Here is a 14,517-nt window from a genome sequence, read left to right as displayed (position 1 = left end):
CCCCTTGTCTCTTTCTTAGTTGTTAATTGCAGCGATACAGTACTGTGCACTACTCCACAAAGAATAACACAAAGTTTTACCAAAGTTTGTGAAAGTAATCACTTTCATATTTATTCAGCAAGGGATGCAGTTAGTAACGAGAAATAATGACCTCGCCACTCTCCCGAATCTTCATAGAGAAAAGAAGCCGTCAATGAGATTGCTGACCGCTTCCTTTTTCCAACGTAAAAGCATGTTAATATACTCAAAAATCTTCTTCTTGGCTGTTTCCCCTGGTTTTGGATTTGCGCAGGCAGACAAGTTCGGGATACCCGATCAGGTCTTCCCTACCCAATCTTCATCGGCAATCTCCTTCCAGCGCGCGCGGATTTGCTCGTATTCCTGCTCGGACAAAGTACTTGACTGCAAAAGCTTGGCATTTTCCGACCACCTGCCTGGTTTTTGCGTGCCGACAATGGCCGTACTCACCCCTGGAACGTTCAAAGCAAACCGCAGCGCGGTTACAACCGCCCGTTCGGAATCCGTCAGGAAATCATATTGGAGTTTCTTCAGCCGCTGCCAATACACATAAGGGTATGCTTTTTCCGGAAGAGTCTCATAAGTCCAAGCGACATTGGCAACCGGACGTTTGGCGATAACCCCCATCTTTCTTTCCACGGCTTCAGGCAGAGCCAAATCAATAGCTTCCTGGTCGGCAATGTTCAAGGAAATCATCAGGCTATCAAACAATCCGGTTTGCACGGCGTATAAAGCATCGGTCCGATCCCCGCTGTAACCGATAAAACGCGTTTTCCCCTGTTTCTTTGCTTTTTGCAGAACCTCGATGACCGCGCCTTGGCGCAAAATCTTTTCCGAACAGCTATGTAAATGAATGACATCCACATAATCCGTCTGCAGGCGTTTGAGGCTGCGGTCAATACTCTTTTCGAGCATCGCCGGATTCCAGTCCTCCCCGTCAAACCCCGCCGCATGCCCGCATTTGGTGAAGAGATAATAATCGTCCCTGCGGTGCGACAAAATTTTGCCGATCAATTCTTCGCTGTCGCTGTAGCATTCCGCCGTATCAATCACGTTTAAGCCTTCATCAAGCGCGTGGTTCAGCAGTTTCTCCACTTTCGACAGTTCTTGTTCTTGACCGATTTGCTGTCCGCCAAAACCTAAAATGCTGACTTCCATCCCTGTTTTGCCAAAAGAACGCTTTTCCATCTTTCTGCCTCCTTACTTATAAAGTTAGAAAATTCATTAATATGATTAATCTTTTATGACATAAAATACTGACTGATGTTTCCGTTCGACGGATGGATCATCTCTTCAAACTGCTGATTCGTATAATTGCCAATTATTTTCCGCCAAAAAGCCTGAGCCGGTGTATTGTTTTTAATCTGCGTGACCTTCCACCGCCCTTGAAAGCGATCGAATAATTCACCCGCGGCCCAGCTGCCCAAGCCGAAGCGGCGGTATTTTTGCATCACAAAAAATTCGGTCATGTAATAGTCGCCTTCCTGCGGGTCGATCAGGCGTTCCACTAACGCAAAACCAGCCGGTTTTCCACCGCTTGTCATCAAAAAGGGGTATTTCCCCATGCCTCTTTTCCAATAATCGTCCAGCCCGGGGTACTCCGGAAATACGCCATCCTGGTTTACATCCAGATTCTGATAAAGGGTGAAATCATATAAATACAGCTGCATTAAACCGCTAATCACCCGTTTTCTCCGCGCCGGAACCAGGTCTATTCTGAAATCCATGAATTCACCTCATTTTTATGATTATAGAATTTATAAGCTTCATCAGAGCTTTTAGCACCTATAATCGCAAGAAAAACTAAAACTAAAGGTATGTACATCGTATCATATCCAATATATAGTTTTGAACCCTCATGGGCAAGGTTCATCCAATTCCTGCTTCAATAACGACTTTAGGGCCACCACGGACGGTGAATATGGTAAAATATACTTTACAAAACCATATCATTGGAGAGGTGATGCCCGTATGAACGTACAGAAAGAAATCGACCGGATCAAGCTAGACGATAAGGTACTGGGCATGCCGTGGTTTGTCCAGCAATTCATCGATTACAAACTTCCGGACTTGTCCCCCTCCACCCTGCTTGAATATGTGAGGGATTATGAGACGTTTTTTAACTGGCTGCGGGGCGAAGGTTTATCCCAAGCGGAAAACAATGCGAAAGTAACTCTGCAGGAGCTTGAAGTGCTGCGGATGGAAAATGTGGTCAGCTACCGGATTTTCCTCGCCACGAAACGGGAGGGCGCCAATTCCCGCATTACCGTATCCCGCAAGCTCTCTTCCCTTCGTTCATTATTTCATTATCTAAGCCAAATCGCCGAAGATGAAGAGTTTTATCCTCTTCTGAAACGAAACATTATGGCCAAAATTGAAATCAAACGCATCCATAAACCGAAGGACACCGCCGCTAAATTGAAAGGCAAAATTTTGGAGGAAGACGAGCTCCTGGAGTTTATCGGATATATTCTTGAAGGTTACGCTAAAGACGTCGAAAAAAACAAGCAGGCATTGTACGCCCATGAGCAAAACAAAGAACGGGATGCCAGCATCACGAGCCTGATTTTGAATTCCGGCCTGCGCGTATCCGAGGTCGTTAATTTAAATGTTGACGATCTGGATTTGAACAACAAATTGCTTCATGTATACCGCAAAGGCAACAACGACGAAACTTTTAAAACCCCGGTATACTTCCGGGAACAAGCCAAAGATGACCTGATGAATTATATGAATTTGCGCCAAACCCGATATAAAGCCCCCAAAAAAGAAAAAGCCTTATTCCTCGCCCTCGCCAACGGGCAAAATGAAGGCAGGCGGATGACCAAACGCGCCATTCAGGCCATGATTATCAAATATGCCAAACGTTTTGGCAAGCCATATTTAACGGTTCACAAGCTGCGTCATTCCTTCGCAACGGATTATTATTTGCAAAACGATATCTACAAAACCAAAGAGCAACTCGGCCATGCCTCCACCGAAACAACCGAGGTATACGCGCATCTCACTGACAAAACCATGTCTGAAGCGATCGAACGGCGCGCGGATTCCTAAATCAGCTCACTGGACGAAAATAGGGAAATCCTTTTGACTAAGGTTTCCCTATTTTTAATAAGCTAATGCTTACCTTTGATGGGTTGACCAAAGCAAAAAGAAATCGAAGAGAAATGCTGATGCTGAACGAGGTTTGGCCTAAGAAGCGCTTCATTTTGCTCGCCGTTGCTATTTTTTTATCCCCTGCTGTACGGACCGGTTATCTTCGACTCTGATCACGACATCAGGCGCATTCTTTCATAAATTGCTCGACGATATCCGTTGACGTGGTCAGCGGGAACCATTGAGATCGGATAAATCAACTGAGTTGAGGATCGTATGAAGAATGGCTCGCATGCGTTGGTGTCGCATGGGCGAATTGCGCACGTTTGCGTTAGTTGCATAAGTGGATTGGATCACGCATATGTTTAGATCGCACGGAAGGATGCGCACGTATGCGTTGGAGTCGCATACGTGGATTGGTCGTATGCGTTAGTTGCATGAATGGATTGGATCACGTATATGTTGAGATCGCACAAGAAGGATTCCCGCACGTATGTATTGGGATCGCATGGGTAGTCCGCGCGTATATGTTAGGATCGTTCGAAAGGATTCGCACAAAACTCTAACGGTCACAGCGGCCGCTATTCAGGCGAATTTCAGCCTTTTTGATTTCTAACGGACACAGTTGCAGCTATTTGGTTTAAAAACCCACTTTTACCGTGTTTCGGAGCAATTAAGAGCTGTGGTGACCGTTAAGATTCAAAAACGGCTATTTTTGGCCATTTAACGGCCGTGATGTCCGTTAGAAATTAGTCAAAGCCCGCGCAGATTCAATCAAAGAGCTCCTTTTTGTTTTATTTTGAACCTTTATTTTGTTTGTCTATATCCGCTCTTAATGCCTCTCTCCATTTTTTTATTCCGTTTATTGCATTTTCTTCTCCTCCGATGTATAGATCTTCAATCGTCATTGACCATTTTCTTAGTATACGTTTTCTTTTGCCGCTGGGCAGCGGATTGACTATTTTGCCTACCTTTGAAGCAAGTTCCCTATTTTTCTTGAGAATATAACTCGTATCCCAGTTATGATCATATGCTTCTGAAAATAGTTTTACCAAGAGCCTATATCCTTCTTCAGTATAGTTTGAGGGGTGTTGGATCATATAACATGAAACTAGCCAAAAATGTAATGCATATAACCGGGGGTCGTTATGCTCCCAAACCAACGGAAATTGAAACATCTCATAGCAGGAAAGCCCCTCTGCTTCCTTTGCACCGCATTCAATGCACTTACCATTTTCCATGACTGTATCGTTGTCAACCATCGTAAAACATCCCCCACAAAAACTTTTCTTTTCAGTTTACTCTATAACGTAACGTAAAGGTCAACCCCTATCGGTGCTCGGAAACAAAAAAAGACCGCCCAAGGTCGCAGCAAAACCGGACCTCTTGGACGGCTCTTACAATTTGTAATACTGATTAATCTCACCGGAGATTTGTTTATATCCGTTTCAATGCAGGATGCTAATGGCTGTTGCTTTATCTCAGCCGCAGCATCCAGTCCGCGATCCGCTCATGTTCATCTTTATCAAACAGCGTGACATGTTCACGTCCCTTCTGCCCGCCTGAAAAAATCTGCTCAGCCGGCAGCCAGCTGACGACGCCCGTAACGTTCTCTAGACTTTGAATTAGCTCCTTATCCTCTGCTTTCCTTACCATGACTAGCTTGGGATAACCTTCCCTCTTGTACCCTTCCACCAAAATGATATCATAAGCGCTAAAATCTTCGATAAGTTTGCCTAAAGGAGTTTCCTCTTCGAGAATGACTGCCGTTTTCCGCTGGGATACGAGCGCAATCGCCGATGCGCCAGCCGCACGATGCCGATAGGAATCGGTCCCCGGGTGATCCATCTCGAAATCATGGGCATCATGTTTGACGACCGCCACGCGGCAGCCCTGCGCCCTTAGCCTTTCGACCAAGGCACATACCAAAGTCGTTTTGCCGCTGTTTTTGTAGCCGACGATTTGGCAGACATAGGGCTTCTTCATAACGGGCTGCCTTTCAGCATCAGCACCTTCACTTTGCTTCCGGCCGGAGTTTTCTCTTTGGCAGGCGGAATGACGATCAGGCAGTCGCTGTCTTTGATGGTGACCATCACGCTGGATTCATCCACTTTGGCCGGGACGGCGTACAATATGCCATCTCTTGCATCCAGCCGGCCTCTGACGAAGCGCGTAAAGGCATTGACCTTTGTATAGTCCTGGGCAAGCACAGCCGTCCATTCGGTCAGGTAAGGCTTGTCGCTTCCCAGCGTCTGCTGAATGAAAGGTCGAACAAACAACTCAAAGCCGACAAAACATGCTCCCGGGTTTCCGGAGAGGGCAAACAGCAGCTTGCCGTCTTTGACCGCCGCCGTCGTGACGCTTCCCGGTCTCATCGCGATTTTGTTATAGAGCATGTCCACGCTGTCGCTCCGCACGAAATCCCCCATAATATCATAATCGCCAACAGATACTCCGCCGCTGGTGATAACCGCATCATATTCCTGAAGCGCCCTTTCGACTTTTGCTTTGGCCAAGGCAAGATCATCCATCACCGCTTCCAAAATATACGGCTCGCCGCCAGCCTCGCGCACTTGGGAAGCCAGCATGTATGTATTGCTATTGCGAATTTTACCCGGCTGCAGCGGTTCTTCGACGGTCAACAGCTCTGAACCGGTAGAAAAAATCGCGATGCGCGGTTTTTGGTATACGGTTACCTGGTGAACGCCAAAAGAGGCAAGCACCGAAATTTCTCCTGCCTGAATCCGGCGGCCAGGGAGCATCAAAACCTCCCCTTCGTCCACTTCAAATCCGATTGGAGTTATATTTTTTCCGGTTTCGATTTTTCGTTTCAATCCAACCTGGATGCTGCCCTCATATTCGCGCTGCTCAGTCATCTCCAGCATCACTACCGCATTCGCGCCTTCCGGAACCTGGGCTCCTGTCATGATACGCATTGCCGTTCCGGGTGTTACTTCTTTATCCGAGACAAATCCGCACGGGACTTCATCGATAACATCCAACCACACCACATGCTCGGAGCTGCAGCCTGACGTATCCTCTGCTCTGACCGCATAACCGTCCATGCCCGACCGCCGGAAACGCGGAAAAGGATGCGGCGCCTTGATTTCCTCGGCCAAATAACGGTTATGGCTTTCTTCCAGCGCGATTTGCTCAACCGGACCAGGTTTTCCATATGCGGCGAGCAGTTTCTGGGCATGAGACACCTGCAGTGGCTTGCGGTGGAATTTATCGAAATCATCGTTCGTCTGCTTCATAACGTAATACACCTTCCTCATCTTAAATACCGGTTCATAACACATTCGGAAAAAGTAGTTTTCTATGATCCGCTTAATATAGGGTAACATTAAAAAACGCACGAATCCATGCTTCGTGCGTTCGTTATATTCATCGCCGCGATCTTCGCGTTATTTTACCGGATCCTACCCTCGTTTTTGGTTTGGTATAGGATTTCTTCGGTGAATCAAACAGTCCGCCAGACCCGCTGCTTCCCCTTGATATGCTGCCTCTGCTTGACTTGGAAGAGTCGGATTTGCGGTCAAATATGCTGCCGCCGGAGCCGACGCTCGAATCTCCGTTGCTTCCCCCGCGGCGGAAAATCGAACCTTTTTTCTCCACCGTGAGCGGCGGAGCGATCTTCTTATCGCTCGTTGTCGGTGCATGGTAGTTGCCCTGCTTCGGGTGATAAGTGTCTTTGCTCGAATACCCCCGGTATCCGCCGCCCAAGCCTCCCAGCGAATCAAACAGCTGACCGATTACGACGGCTGTGAGATATCCCTTCAGAAAGCTTGAATCATAGTTTTTCTGGACATATTCCTGGGAGTCCACTTCGATCAGGGTGTCGGTTTCTTTTTTAGGGTCCTTTTGTAGATGGTAATAATCTTTGCCGTAAACGAGAAACATCCGCTCTGAGTCTTCCTTGGACATTTGATCCGGCTTTTTCTCGTCGGCAAGCTCCTTGGCGACTTCCGGTACGGTTTTGTCCGCCGCCCGGTATACGTATGAGGTCGCGTTGCCGTCGCGGCTCACCGATTCCAAAGGATACGTTTCCTTCACGTTCGGGGAACCGATACCGCAGCCGGTCAACAGCGACAGGACAAGGCTTAAGACCAGTGCAATTTTTATTCCAAGCAAGGGTCGCCCCTTCCATCCTTTCATACAATCACTCCTAGTTGGCCCGGATGACCTTTACATCCCCCGGCAGTACTTTCTCTCCTTCATAAAGCATGAAACGCCCGTTCTGCCATTCGATCCGTACCAATCCGTAATCATCGGACTGGTACTGCCATACATGCTGTTGTCCTCCTTGGGTGAACGGCGTTTTGCCGTGGATCAGCACAAAGCCCTCATACTCTTCCTCCAGAAAGAAGACTTTGTCATCCAGTTCCAGCTCGGTCGGCACTTCGCTCGGATTATCGAGCCGCCCGTCGAGCGGACTGTACAGGGCATACTGCAGCGTTTCACGTTCTTCAATATGCAAATAAGCAATCGTGTTGCCATCCTGCAGCGTCAGAACCACCGCATTGCGTCCGCGATTATGCACTCTTCCCGTCACTTCATACGTAACCAGCGATACTTCGCAAATATCGCCAGGCATAAGGGACAACATGCTTTTTTCGGCTTTGGGCGGTTCCGGCTTCGCAAACAGGTTGCCAATTCGTTTGAATACGCTCATAGATTATAACTCCTTATGGTCCATACTTAGTTTGTTGAATTGCTGAAAACCGGCCATTTCGAACTCGTACTTATAGACAAGCGGTAATAATTAACGCCCCTACCAGGTGAAGCGTACCGGCAAACAAGCCGTAAGCAACCTTCCCTTGCTGCGTGCCCACATCAAGCTCAAGCTTGGCCCATACGCGCAGCAGCACCCGGACGATAGCCTCGAGCACAAGTAAAATCAGGAAGGAGATGATGGATACCATGATGGCATCCAGCAAATTGTTGGATCTACCTATGGAGACGGACAAGATATACCCCTGCGCCAGCAATTTGAGTACTAAACGCGTGGTTACCGCCATATTGCCCGCTTTGACTTCCTCAAAGTCCTTGTATTTTGTGAACAGCGAGTCCACAAACATGAGAATAAACAGGAGAAGCGCTCCTGATCCCGTCCAGACAAGGATCGCCATCATCGTATTAAAATCCATTGACACTTGCCTCCACCAACCTCGCTTTTTATCTTATACAGCAGGAACAGCGAAGGAGGCTACCTACCAGCCGTCCCCTTCGCTGCTTTTACCCTACGCTCTATTTGCCTTCCGTATTACTTGTTTTCATACTGTTTCATCAAGGCAGCGAGTTCGTCTTCAACCTGTTTGTCCGTGCCAAGCTTTTCGAACTCTTCATCGAGAGATTTGCCTTTGGAGGACATTTCGTTGCTGGCTTCCGCTTGCGCTTCCATTTGCAGCATCTTTTCTTCCATCCGCTTCATGCCGTTTGACGCAGTATCCGTGCTGAAGCCTTGCATAGCTTTGTTGATTTCGGTTTGCGCTTTGGCGGCGTTATAACGGGCTACGAGCGTTTCACGCTTGTTTTTCATTTCAGTCAGCTGTTTGCGCATTTCATCAAGTTTGTTGCGGAGGTTATCTGCAGCCGCCTTGTTTTGATCATAACTTGCTTTGTACTCTTCCATTTTTTGTTCAGCGGCTTTCTTTTCTTCAAGCGCACGGCGCGCCAGCTCGACGTTTTGGGCTTGTGCTGCCGTATGAGCTTGCTGCGTGCGTTTTTCAACGAGTGCCTGCTGCTCTTCATACAGCTGCTTGAACTTTTTCTCAATGGCGATTTGAGCCGCCACCGCTTTTTCAGCATCTTCGAGATCTTCCGTCATGTCGCGAATATATTGGTCCGTCATTTTGATCGGATCTTCCGCCTTGTCGATGATTGCATTAATGTTGGACATAGTAAGGTCGCGTAATCTTTTGAAAATAGACATATTGTTGTTTCCTCCTAGAGAGTGAATTATAGTTCTTATGATATTCATTTACGGAGCAAGTTTGAAGTCGTTTCAAAAATTCAAAAAAATTTTTTTAGATTTTGTTCACCGCTGCTTTAAGATAGCCTTCAAATACTTGTTTTGCCTCTGCGACGATGTCAAGGATCTGCTCTTTGCTGATTCCGTCGTAGTGAATTCCTGCAGCAACGGTGACGGTACATCCAAGCGCCTTTGCCGCTGTTTTCGCCATATATTCCGCCAGTTCATCTTCGCGGTGCCCGGGCAAATCCACAGTCCGAACCTGAACGTCCTTGTCTTCTTCGTTAAAATAAGCGGTAGCCACAGCACCGATATGCGCCTCTCCTCCAGTAAGAAGAAGTAAGATATCACGCCCTGCAGAGACCTCCTGAATACGGATATCCCACTTCGTTGCATTCACTAAAAGCGCCTCCTCCACATTGCCGCCTGAATTTTTAAATCCCGCAAATATGGCTTTCGGAATATCCGCGTTTCCCCCCAGCGCCCGCGAAGCATGCAGAGCCCGATAAGTATCTTTCAACATTCCCCAGCCAACCGCCACCAAATCGCCTTTGCCGTCCAGCTTGCGTATATTTTCACACTATATTATACACTTTGAGGGATGGTTATGGAAAAGAGGGGCTATTTTCTAAAAAACATCATAATTCCTTCCAAATTGGGACATAACAGTATAGACAATTACATTTGCCGACAGCATACCGTGGAAAGGAGCCGTCATCTGTATGAGAAACACTTGTCTTGGCAAAGCCCTCGCCGCGCTGCTGGTCATGAGCCTGCTGTGCCCTGAGCCCGGCCTGCAGGCGGCCTTAGCAGAAGGAGCTGTTTCTTCCCAGCCCGCAAAAGAAACAAGCAGCCGCGAAAGAGCAGAAAAGCGCCAGGAAAGGGTTTTGAAATTAGGCCAACTCATTAAAAAATACCCGGAAACTTTCAAAATCCACGGTCCTCGTACCAAGCAGATCGCCCTGACTTTTGACGATGTTCCCGATCCCCGTTATACGCCGCAGGTCCTTCGCATTTTGTCCGCAAACGGGGTAAAGGCGACGTTCTTCATCGTAGGCAGCAGAGCTAAAAAACATCCCGACCTGGTAGCCCGCATCGTTCGTGAGGGGCATGTTATCGGAAACCACTCCTATAACCATCCGCAGTTTCATAAGCTGACCATGGAGGAATACACGGAGCAAATTATCAGGACGGAAAACCTTTTGTACGGAATCATCGGATACAAACCGAAAATGATCCGCCCTCCCTACGGCGATATAACGGAAAACCAGCTCCTCTGGGCCAAACGGGAAGGTTATAAAATCGTTAACTGGGATGTGGATTCTTTGGATTGGAAAGGCCTCAGCAAAGAGGCTGTAAAGAAAAATATTATGGCTACGGCCGGTCAAGGTTCTATTATTTTACAGCATGCAGGCGGAGGCAGCTCTTCGGACTTGTCGGGATCGATCGGGGCCCTTCCGGAAGTTATCCGTGCACTGAAGAAAAAAGGGTACACGTTCGTTACCGTCCCTAAACTGCTTCGGATTCAAAAGGACAAGTAGGACTGTACTTGAATGCAATAAAATGCGTGCTTGTCTGGGCACGCAGCACCTTAAAAAAGGTCCAATCCCGGGGTAATGCTTTCCCTGAATTGGACCTTTTTCTTTTTAACATCATAGCTTCACATAGATAAAAGAGCCGCCTCAAGTCTTAAAGACTTTTGAGGGCGGCTCCGTTTTATTAAAAGCGATCGGGGGTAAGTCAATGCGCTTCTAACATCTAGTTAATAAAATACAATTCGACGTTCTGGAAACCAAAATCGCTGACGCTTTGCGCGCTGCCTGGAACAAAGATGTCAATGCGGTTGCCTTTGATGGCGCCGCCTGTATCTCTGGCTGTGGCTACGAAAGCTTTTTTAGGAAGACCGGGGAAGCTGTGACCTGTGATAAGAACCTTCGTGCCAAGCGGAATGACAGAAGGGTCTACCGCGATGGTTCCCAGTTCAAGCGGATTGCCGAAATAATCGACGGCGCCCCATCCTCCATTTTCGCTGGCTGCCGAGGAGTAGGCTGAAGCTTTCACTTGCAGTTTTTTAGTGTAATTATAGGATTTCCCCCATGCTTCCACGACCTTTTGGTCGGAATCAACATTCAGGGAAGCGGAAATGAGCGTTGGAGCCGGATCCGCATATGCCTTCACCGTGTTTTGTCCCGGTACATTCAATTTCAAGCCTGCATAGATGTTGTTTGCTTCAATGTTTGGATTGGCGTTCATAAGTTGACTTAAACCTACACCGTATGTTTTTGAAAGAGTATAAAAGGTATCGCCATCTTTGGCTACATGTACAGAATCCGCGTGAATCGGTGTGGCTTGCATCGCCAAGGTAACGCCGAGTGCAGCTGTCAATATTTTAGCAGTCAAAAATCTCTTCTTCATAGTTCCTCCTTAAGATCCATCAATGCCTGCGAGGTTAGCTGTCGGATTCGGATTGAGGAGACAACCCTACGTTCCAATGAACGATTCACCCCAAGTGATGACTAACATTTCACGATAAAATTTTCCCCCGCACTTTGTGTTTCAAAGTTTCGGCTCATTCAATATATCACAATTTTGTAACCTGTGCGCATGAAATTGTTACCAGTTTGCAATCTATAGAAACAAAACTTCCGTTATCAGCGTGACTTTGATATATAAAGCTGCGAAAAAAATGACATTCTTTTAAAGAATTTAGTTACAAATAAATCGATTTATTAACAGTATTTTTGTTATGTAAACAGAGTACTTTCTTTATATGACAAAAAAAGCTCCGTCCAAGGTTATGAACCCTGTACGAAGCTTTAAGCAGCATCCTGTTAGAGAACCTTGCTGAGGAAATCTTGGGTACGGATGTTTTGGGGATTCCCAAACACCTGCGCCGGCGTGCCTTCCTCCATGATGTGTCCGCCATCCATGAAAATAATCCGGTCGCCGACTTCTCTGGCAAAACCCATTTCATGGGTTACGATGACCATGGTCATGCCGCCTTCAGCCAGCTTTTTCATCACTTCCAGCACTTCCCCTACCATCTCGGGATCCAGCGCCGACGTCGGTTCGTCGAACAGCATCACATGCGGCTGCATCGCCAGCGCGCGGGCAATGGCTATGCGCTGTTTTTGGCCACCGGAGAGCTGGGAAGGATATGCATCCTTTTTATCGGCAAGGCCAACGGTCCGCAGAAGTTCCAAAGCGATTTTTTCGGCTTCAGACTGCGGCATTTTTTTCACCTTCACCGGAGCAAGCATTATATTTTCAAGTACCGTTTTATGAGGGAATAAATTGAATTGCTGAAACACCATCCCCATTTTTTCACGCGTGAGGTTGATGTTATGCTTTTTATCCGTAATGGACTCGCCCTCGAAGGTGATTTCGCCTTTTGTCGGCGTCTCAAGCAGATTCAGGCATCGCAGAAACGTACTTTTCCCCGATCCGCTGGGGCCGATGACAACGACAACTTCCCCTTTGGCGATTTCGATGTCCACGCCTTTCAAAATTTCAAGTTTGCCAAATGATTTATGCAAATCCTTAACGGTGATCATCCGTATTTAACCTCCTTTCGAACAGGCCGAGCAGCTTGGAAAGCGTAAAGGTCATCACAAAATAAATGGCAGCGATGATCAAAAGCGGCTTGAGCGATTCATACGTAATGCTAGTTACAGCCCGTGCCTGGTACATCAAATCAGTAACACCGATAAACGATACGATTGATGATTCTTTAATAATGGTTATAAATTCGTTGCCGATGGCCGGCAGCACGCTTTTCACGGCTTGCGGCAGGATGATGTATCTCATGGTCATGCCTTTCGTCATTCCCAAGGAACGAGCAGCCTCGGCTTGTCCCCGGTCAATCCCCTGGATCCCTGCACGGAACACCTCCGCCAAATAAGCGGAACTGTTGATGCAAAGCGTAATAGCACCGGACTCGATCGGGGTAAATTTAATGCCAAACGATGTTAAACCGTAATGGATAATAAAAAGCTGCACGAGCATTGGGGTGCCCCGCAAAATTTCCACCCATACCGTGCCCAAAAAACGCGGCAGCCAAAAACGCGACAGCCGCAGCAGGGAAATCAATATGCCGAGAATAAAGCCGCAAATGACCCCAATCGCCGCCAGCAGCAGCGTATACTGAATACCCGTCGCAAAATACGACCGATACTCCCAGAACGTTTGAAATATATTCATGAAAAGCTACATCCTCCTTCACGTACAACAGAAAAAATAGCGAAATGGCATTCGCTATTTTCCCCTGTTTTGCAAGATCGATATTATTTGGCCACAAGCTCGCTGGCTTCGGAAACAAACTTGTCAATTTTATTTTCTGCTTTCAGGCGGTCCAGCGTTTTGTTGATTTGCTCCACAAGCTCCGTATTGCCTTTTTTGATTCCAATCGCATAGCCGTCTTCTTTATATTCCGGCACAACGTCCGCAATCGCAAGTCCCTTCACATTTTTAAGGAAGGCTTCCGCTACCGGTTTTTCCATGATCGATGCATCGACGCGGTTTGAATTCAACTGCATAATAATGTCGTTGATTTTTCCGAGGCCGGTAATTTTCGCGCCTGGAATGCTTTTGGCGATATCTTCCTGAATGGATCCGGTTTGGATACCGAAAGATACCCCTTCAAGCGACTTCATCGTCTTATATTTGTCTTTATCGGCTTCCCGTACTACAACCGCTTGCTGGGCTTTGTAATAATTATTCGAGAAATCCACTTCTTTCTTCCGGTTTTCATCCGGCGTCATACCTGAGATGACAAAATCGACGCGGCCGCTGGACAATTCACTAAGCAGTGCATCAAAGTCCATATCCTTGACTTCCAGCTTGGCTCCCATATCTGCAGCGATCTGCTTGGCAATCTCGATATCGAAGCCGACGATTTGGTCTTTCCCATCAAGCATTTTGTGAAATTCGTATGGCGGAAAATCCGCGCTTGTTCCAAGCACAACCGTTTTTTCCGTTTTGCTGCCGCCATTATCTGAAACAGATGCCTGATCCGCATTTTTACCACCGCAGCCTGCCAGCAGACTACCGGCCAGTATCAGGCAAACCGTTAAAACTCCCCATTTTTTCATCTTTCTTCTCTCCTGTCTTCAACTTGATTCCTTATGTTTTAGAAATAGTATGATCATATTGGCCGATCGTCATCAGCGTAGGAAAACATGTTTTATACTACAATACTCTGCATGATTATGCAATGTAATTTTCATACAAATATACTGTTTTCAATATTTTGTCAACAATGAAACTCCGAGTTTGGTCCTTATCTTCCATTGGTCGATACCAATTGAATGTAACGAGTTTCATTTTCGCCATTAATTCCATATTATTCCACGAGAAATCGGGTTATTCATTTTCTTTTTCATCTATCTATGGTCAAATCAGGTATTTGCTTTGTTGTTTTTATGCATTTC

At 46.9% G+C, this 14,517-nt stretch carries 16 protein-coding genes and 1 riboswitch; of the genes, 2 read left to right on the top strand and 14 right to left on the bottom strand.

Annotation, left to right across the window (positions count from 1 at the left end; genetic code table 11):
• Nucleotides 1-315: 315 nt before the first annotated feature.
• A complete protein-coding gene (locus L6442_RS14040) occupies nt 316-1,206 on the bottom strand; it encodes an aldo/keto reductase (RefSeq protein WP_212977436.1) in 891 nt (296 codons plus the stop codon).
• A 53-nt stretch (nt 1,207-1,259) separates the two neighbouring features.
• Nucleotides 1,260-1,745: a GNAT family N-acetyltransferase gene (locus L6442_RS14035; protein ID WP_212977435.1), complete on the bottom strand. Its 486-nt coding sequence runs from the start codon at nt 1,743-1,745 to the stop codon at nt 1,260-1,262.
• Between the two features lie 244 nt (nt 1,746-1,989).
• Between L6442_RS14035 and xerS the strand changes: the two genes are divergently transcribed.
• Nucleotides 1,990-3,072 carry a tyrosine recombinase XerS gene (gene xerS / locus L6442_RS14030; RefSeq protein ID WP_212977434.1) on the top strand — a complete coding sequence of 361 codons (1,083 nt, stop codon included), beginning with the start codon at nt 1,990-1,992 and terminating at the stop codon, nt 3,070-3,072.
• An 836-nt stretch (nt 3,073-3,908) separates the two neighbouring features.
• Here xerS and L6442_RS14025 read toward each other — a convergent pair.
• The 8 genes from L6442_RS14025 to lpdD all read right to left on the bottom strand — a co-directional run bounded on the left by L6442_RS14025 (nt 3,909) and on the right by lpdD (nt 9,611).
• Nucleotides 3,909-4,376 carry a DUF5946 family protein gene (locus L6442_RS14025; protein ID WP_212977433.1) on the bottom strand — a complete coding sequence of 156 codons (468 nt, stop codon included), beginning with the start codon at nt 4,374-4,376 and terminating at the stop codon, nt 3,909-3,911.
• A gap of 214 nt (nt 4,377-4,590) precedes the next feature.
• Nucleotides 4,591-5,100: a molybdopterin-guanine dinucleotide biosynthesis protein B gene (gene mobB / locus L6442_RS14020; protein WP_212977432.1), complete on the bottom strand. Its 510-nt coding sequence runs from the start codon at nt 5,098-5,100 to the stop codon at nt 4,591-4,593.
• Nucleotides 5,097-6,371 (bottom strand): molybdopterin molybdotransferase MoeA, encoded by a 1,275-nt coding sequence (locus tag L6442_RS14015; protein WP_212977431.1) that lies wholly within the window; start codon nt 6,369-6,371, stop codon nt 5,097-5,099. Before L6442_RS14015 ends, mobB begins: the two co-directional genes overlap by 4 nt.
• A 130-nt stretch (nt 6,372-6,501) precedes the next feature.
• Entirely contained in the window at nt 6,502-7,272 is a 771-nt protein-coding gene (locus L6442_RS14010; RefSeq protein ID WP_212977430.1) for a DUF4247 domain-containing protein, read from the bottom strand.
• A gap of 10 nt (nt 7,273-7,282) precedes the next feature.
• On the bottom strand, nt 7,283-7,789 hold the full coding sequence (locus L6442_RS14005) for a DUF4178 domain-containing protein (protein WP_212977429.1): 507 nt from the start codon (nt 7,787-7,789) through the stop codon (nt 7,283-7,285).
• A 70-nt stretch (nt 7,790-7,859) separates the two neighbouring features.
• Nucleotides 7,860-8,264 carry a DUF350 domain-containing protein gene (locus L6442_RS14000; protein WP_212977428.1) on the bottom strand — a complete coding sequence of 135 codons (405 nt, stop codon included), beginning with the start codon at nt 8,262-8,264 and terminating at the stop codon, nt 7,860-7,862.
• Between the two features lie 116 nt (nt 8,265-8,380).
• A complete protein-coding gene (locus tag L6442_RS13995; RefSeq protein WP_212977427.1) occupies nt 8,381-9,049 on the bottom strand; it encodes a PspA/IM30 family protein in 669 nt (222 codons plus the stop codon).
• Nucleotides 9,050-9,143: 94 nt separating this feature from the next.
• Nucleotides 9,144-9,611, bottom strand: a complete 468-nt coding sequence (gene lpdD / locus L6442_RS13990) for a prenylated flavin chaperone LpdD (protein ID WP_237100311.1) — start codon at nt 9,609-9,611, stop codon at nt 9,144-9,146.
• 199 nt (nt 9,612-9,810) lie between these two features.
• Between lpdD and L6442_RS13985 the strand changes: the two genes are divergently transcribed.
• A complete protein-coding gene (locus tag L6442_RS13985) occupies nt 9,811-10,629 on the top strand; it encodes a polysaccharide deacetylase family protein (RefSeq protein ID WP_237100310.1) in 819 nt (272 codons plus the stop codon).
• Between the two features lie 217 nt (nt 10,630-10,846).
• On the opposite strand, the gene L6442_RS13980 is transcribed toward L6442_RS13985, so the two are convergent.
• From L6442_RS13980 to L6442_RS13965, 4 genes are all read right to left on the bottom strand, one after another.
• On the bottom strand, nt 10,847-11,503 hold the full coding sequence (locus L6442_RS13980; protein ID WP_212977426.1) for a 3D domain-containing protein: 657 nt from the start codon (nt 11,501-11,503) through the stop codon (nt 10,847-10,849).
• Between the two features lie 8 nt (nt 11,504-11,511).
• Nucleotides 11,512-11,668: riboswitch (cyclic di-AMP (ydaO/yuaA leader) on the bottom strand.
• Between the two features lie 251 nt (nt 11,669-11,919).
• The gene (locus L6442_RS13975) at nt 11,920-12,642 is read right to left on the bottom strand and encodes an amino acid ABC transporter ATP-binding protein (RefSeq protein ID WP_212977425.1); all 723 of its coding nucleotides are present in this window, start codon (nt 12,640-12,642) and stop codon (nt 11,920-11,922) included.
• On the bottom strand, nt 12,629-13,288 hold the full coding sequence (locus L6442_RS13970; protein ID WP_194233930.1) for an amino acid ABC transporter permease: 660 nt from the start codon (nt 13,286-13,288) through the stop codon (nt 12,629-12,631). The genes L6442_RS13975 and L6442_RS13970 overlap by 14 nt, the downstream gene beginning before the upstream one ends.
• Nucleotides 13,289-13,371: 83 nt before the next feature.
• Nucleotides 13,372-14,178, bottom strand: coding sequence for a transporter substrate-binding domain-containing protein (locus tag L6442_RS13965; protein WP_212977424.1), 807 nt, complete (start codon nt 14,176-14,178; stop codon nt 13,372-13,374).
• Between the last annotated feature and the right edge of the window lie 339 nt (nt 14,179-14,517).

This window comes from Paenibacillus azoreducens (genome assembly GCF_021654775.1).
Classification (GTDB): Bacteria; Bacillota; Bacilli; order Paenibacillales; family Paenibacillaceae; genus Paenibacillus_AQ; species Paenibacillus_AQ azoreducens.
The sequence above is the reverse complement of the archived record's forward strand: the minus strand, read 5'-3'. Positions and strand labels throughout refer to the sequence as shown.

Bases quoted from the DNA above. Each gene is read 5' to 3' on its own strand.
- L6442_RS14040 (WP_212977436.1), bottom strand. From the start codon at position 1,206: ATGGAAAAGCGTTCTTTTGGCAAAACAGGGATGGAAGTCAGCATTTTA.
- L6442_RS14035 (WP_212977435.1), bottom strand. From the start codon at position 1,745: ATGGATTTCAGAATAGACCTGGTTCCGGCGCGGAGAAAACGGGTGATT.
- xerS (WP_212977434.1), top strand. From the start codon at position 1,990: ATGAACGTACAGAAAGAAATCGACCGGATCAAGCTAGACGATAAGGTA.
- L6442_RS14025 (WP_212977433.1), bottom strand. From the start codon at position 4,376: ATGGTTGACAACGATACAGTCATGGAAAATGGTAAGTGCATTGAATGC.
- mobB (WP_212977432.1), bottom strand. From the start codon at position 5,100: ATGAAGAAGCCCTATGTCTGCCAAATCGTCGGCTACAAAAACAGCGGC.
- L6442_RS14015 (WP_212977431.1), bottom strand. From the start codon at position 6,371: ATGAAGCAGACGAACGATGATTTCGATAAATTCCACCGCAAGCCACTG.
- L6442_RS14010 (WP_212977430.1), bottom strand. From the start codon at position 7,272: ATGAAAGGATGGAAGGGGCGACCCTTGCTTGGAATAAAAATTGCACTG.
- L6442_RS14005 (WP_212977429.1), bottom strand. From the start codon at position 7,789: ATGAGCGTATTCAAACGAATTGGCAACCTGTTTGCGAAGCCGGAACCG.
- L6442_RS14000 (WP_212977428.1), bottom strand. From the start codon at position 8,264: ATGGATTTTAATACGATGATGGCGATCCTTGTCTGGACGGGATCAGGA.
- L6442_RS13995 (WP_212977427.1), bottom strand. From the start codon at position 9,049: ATGTCTATTTTCAAAAGATTACGCGACCTTACTATGTCCAACATTAAT.
- lpdD (WP_237100311.1), bottom strand. From the start codon at position 9,611: ATGTTGAAAGATACTTATCGGGCTCTGCATGCTTCGCGGGCGCTGGGG.
- L6442_RS13985 (WP_237100310.1), top strand. From the start codon at position 9,811: ATGAGAAACACTTGTCTTGGCAAAGCCCTCGCCGCGCTGCTGGTCATG.
- L6442_RS13980 (WP_212977426.1), bottom strand. From the start codon at position 11,503: ATGAAGAAGAGATTTTTGACTGCTAAAATATTGACAGCTGCACTCGGC.
- L6442_RS13975 (WP_212977425.1), bottom strand. From the start codon at position 12,642: ATGATCACCGTTAAGGATTTGCATAAATCATTTGGCAAACTTGAAATT.
- L6442_RS13970 (WP_194233930.1), bottom strand. From the start codon at position 13,288: ATGAATATATTTCAAACGTTCTGGGAGTATCGGTCGTATTTTGCGACG.
- L6442_RS13965 (WP_212977424.1), bottom strand. From the start codon at position 14,178: ATGAAAAAATGGGGAGTTTTAACGGTTTGCCTGATACTGGCCGGTAGT.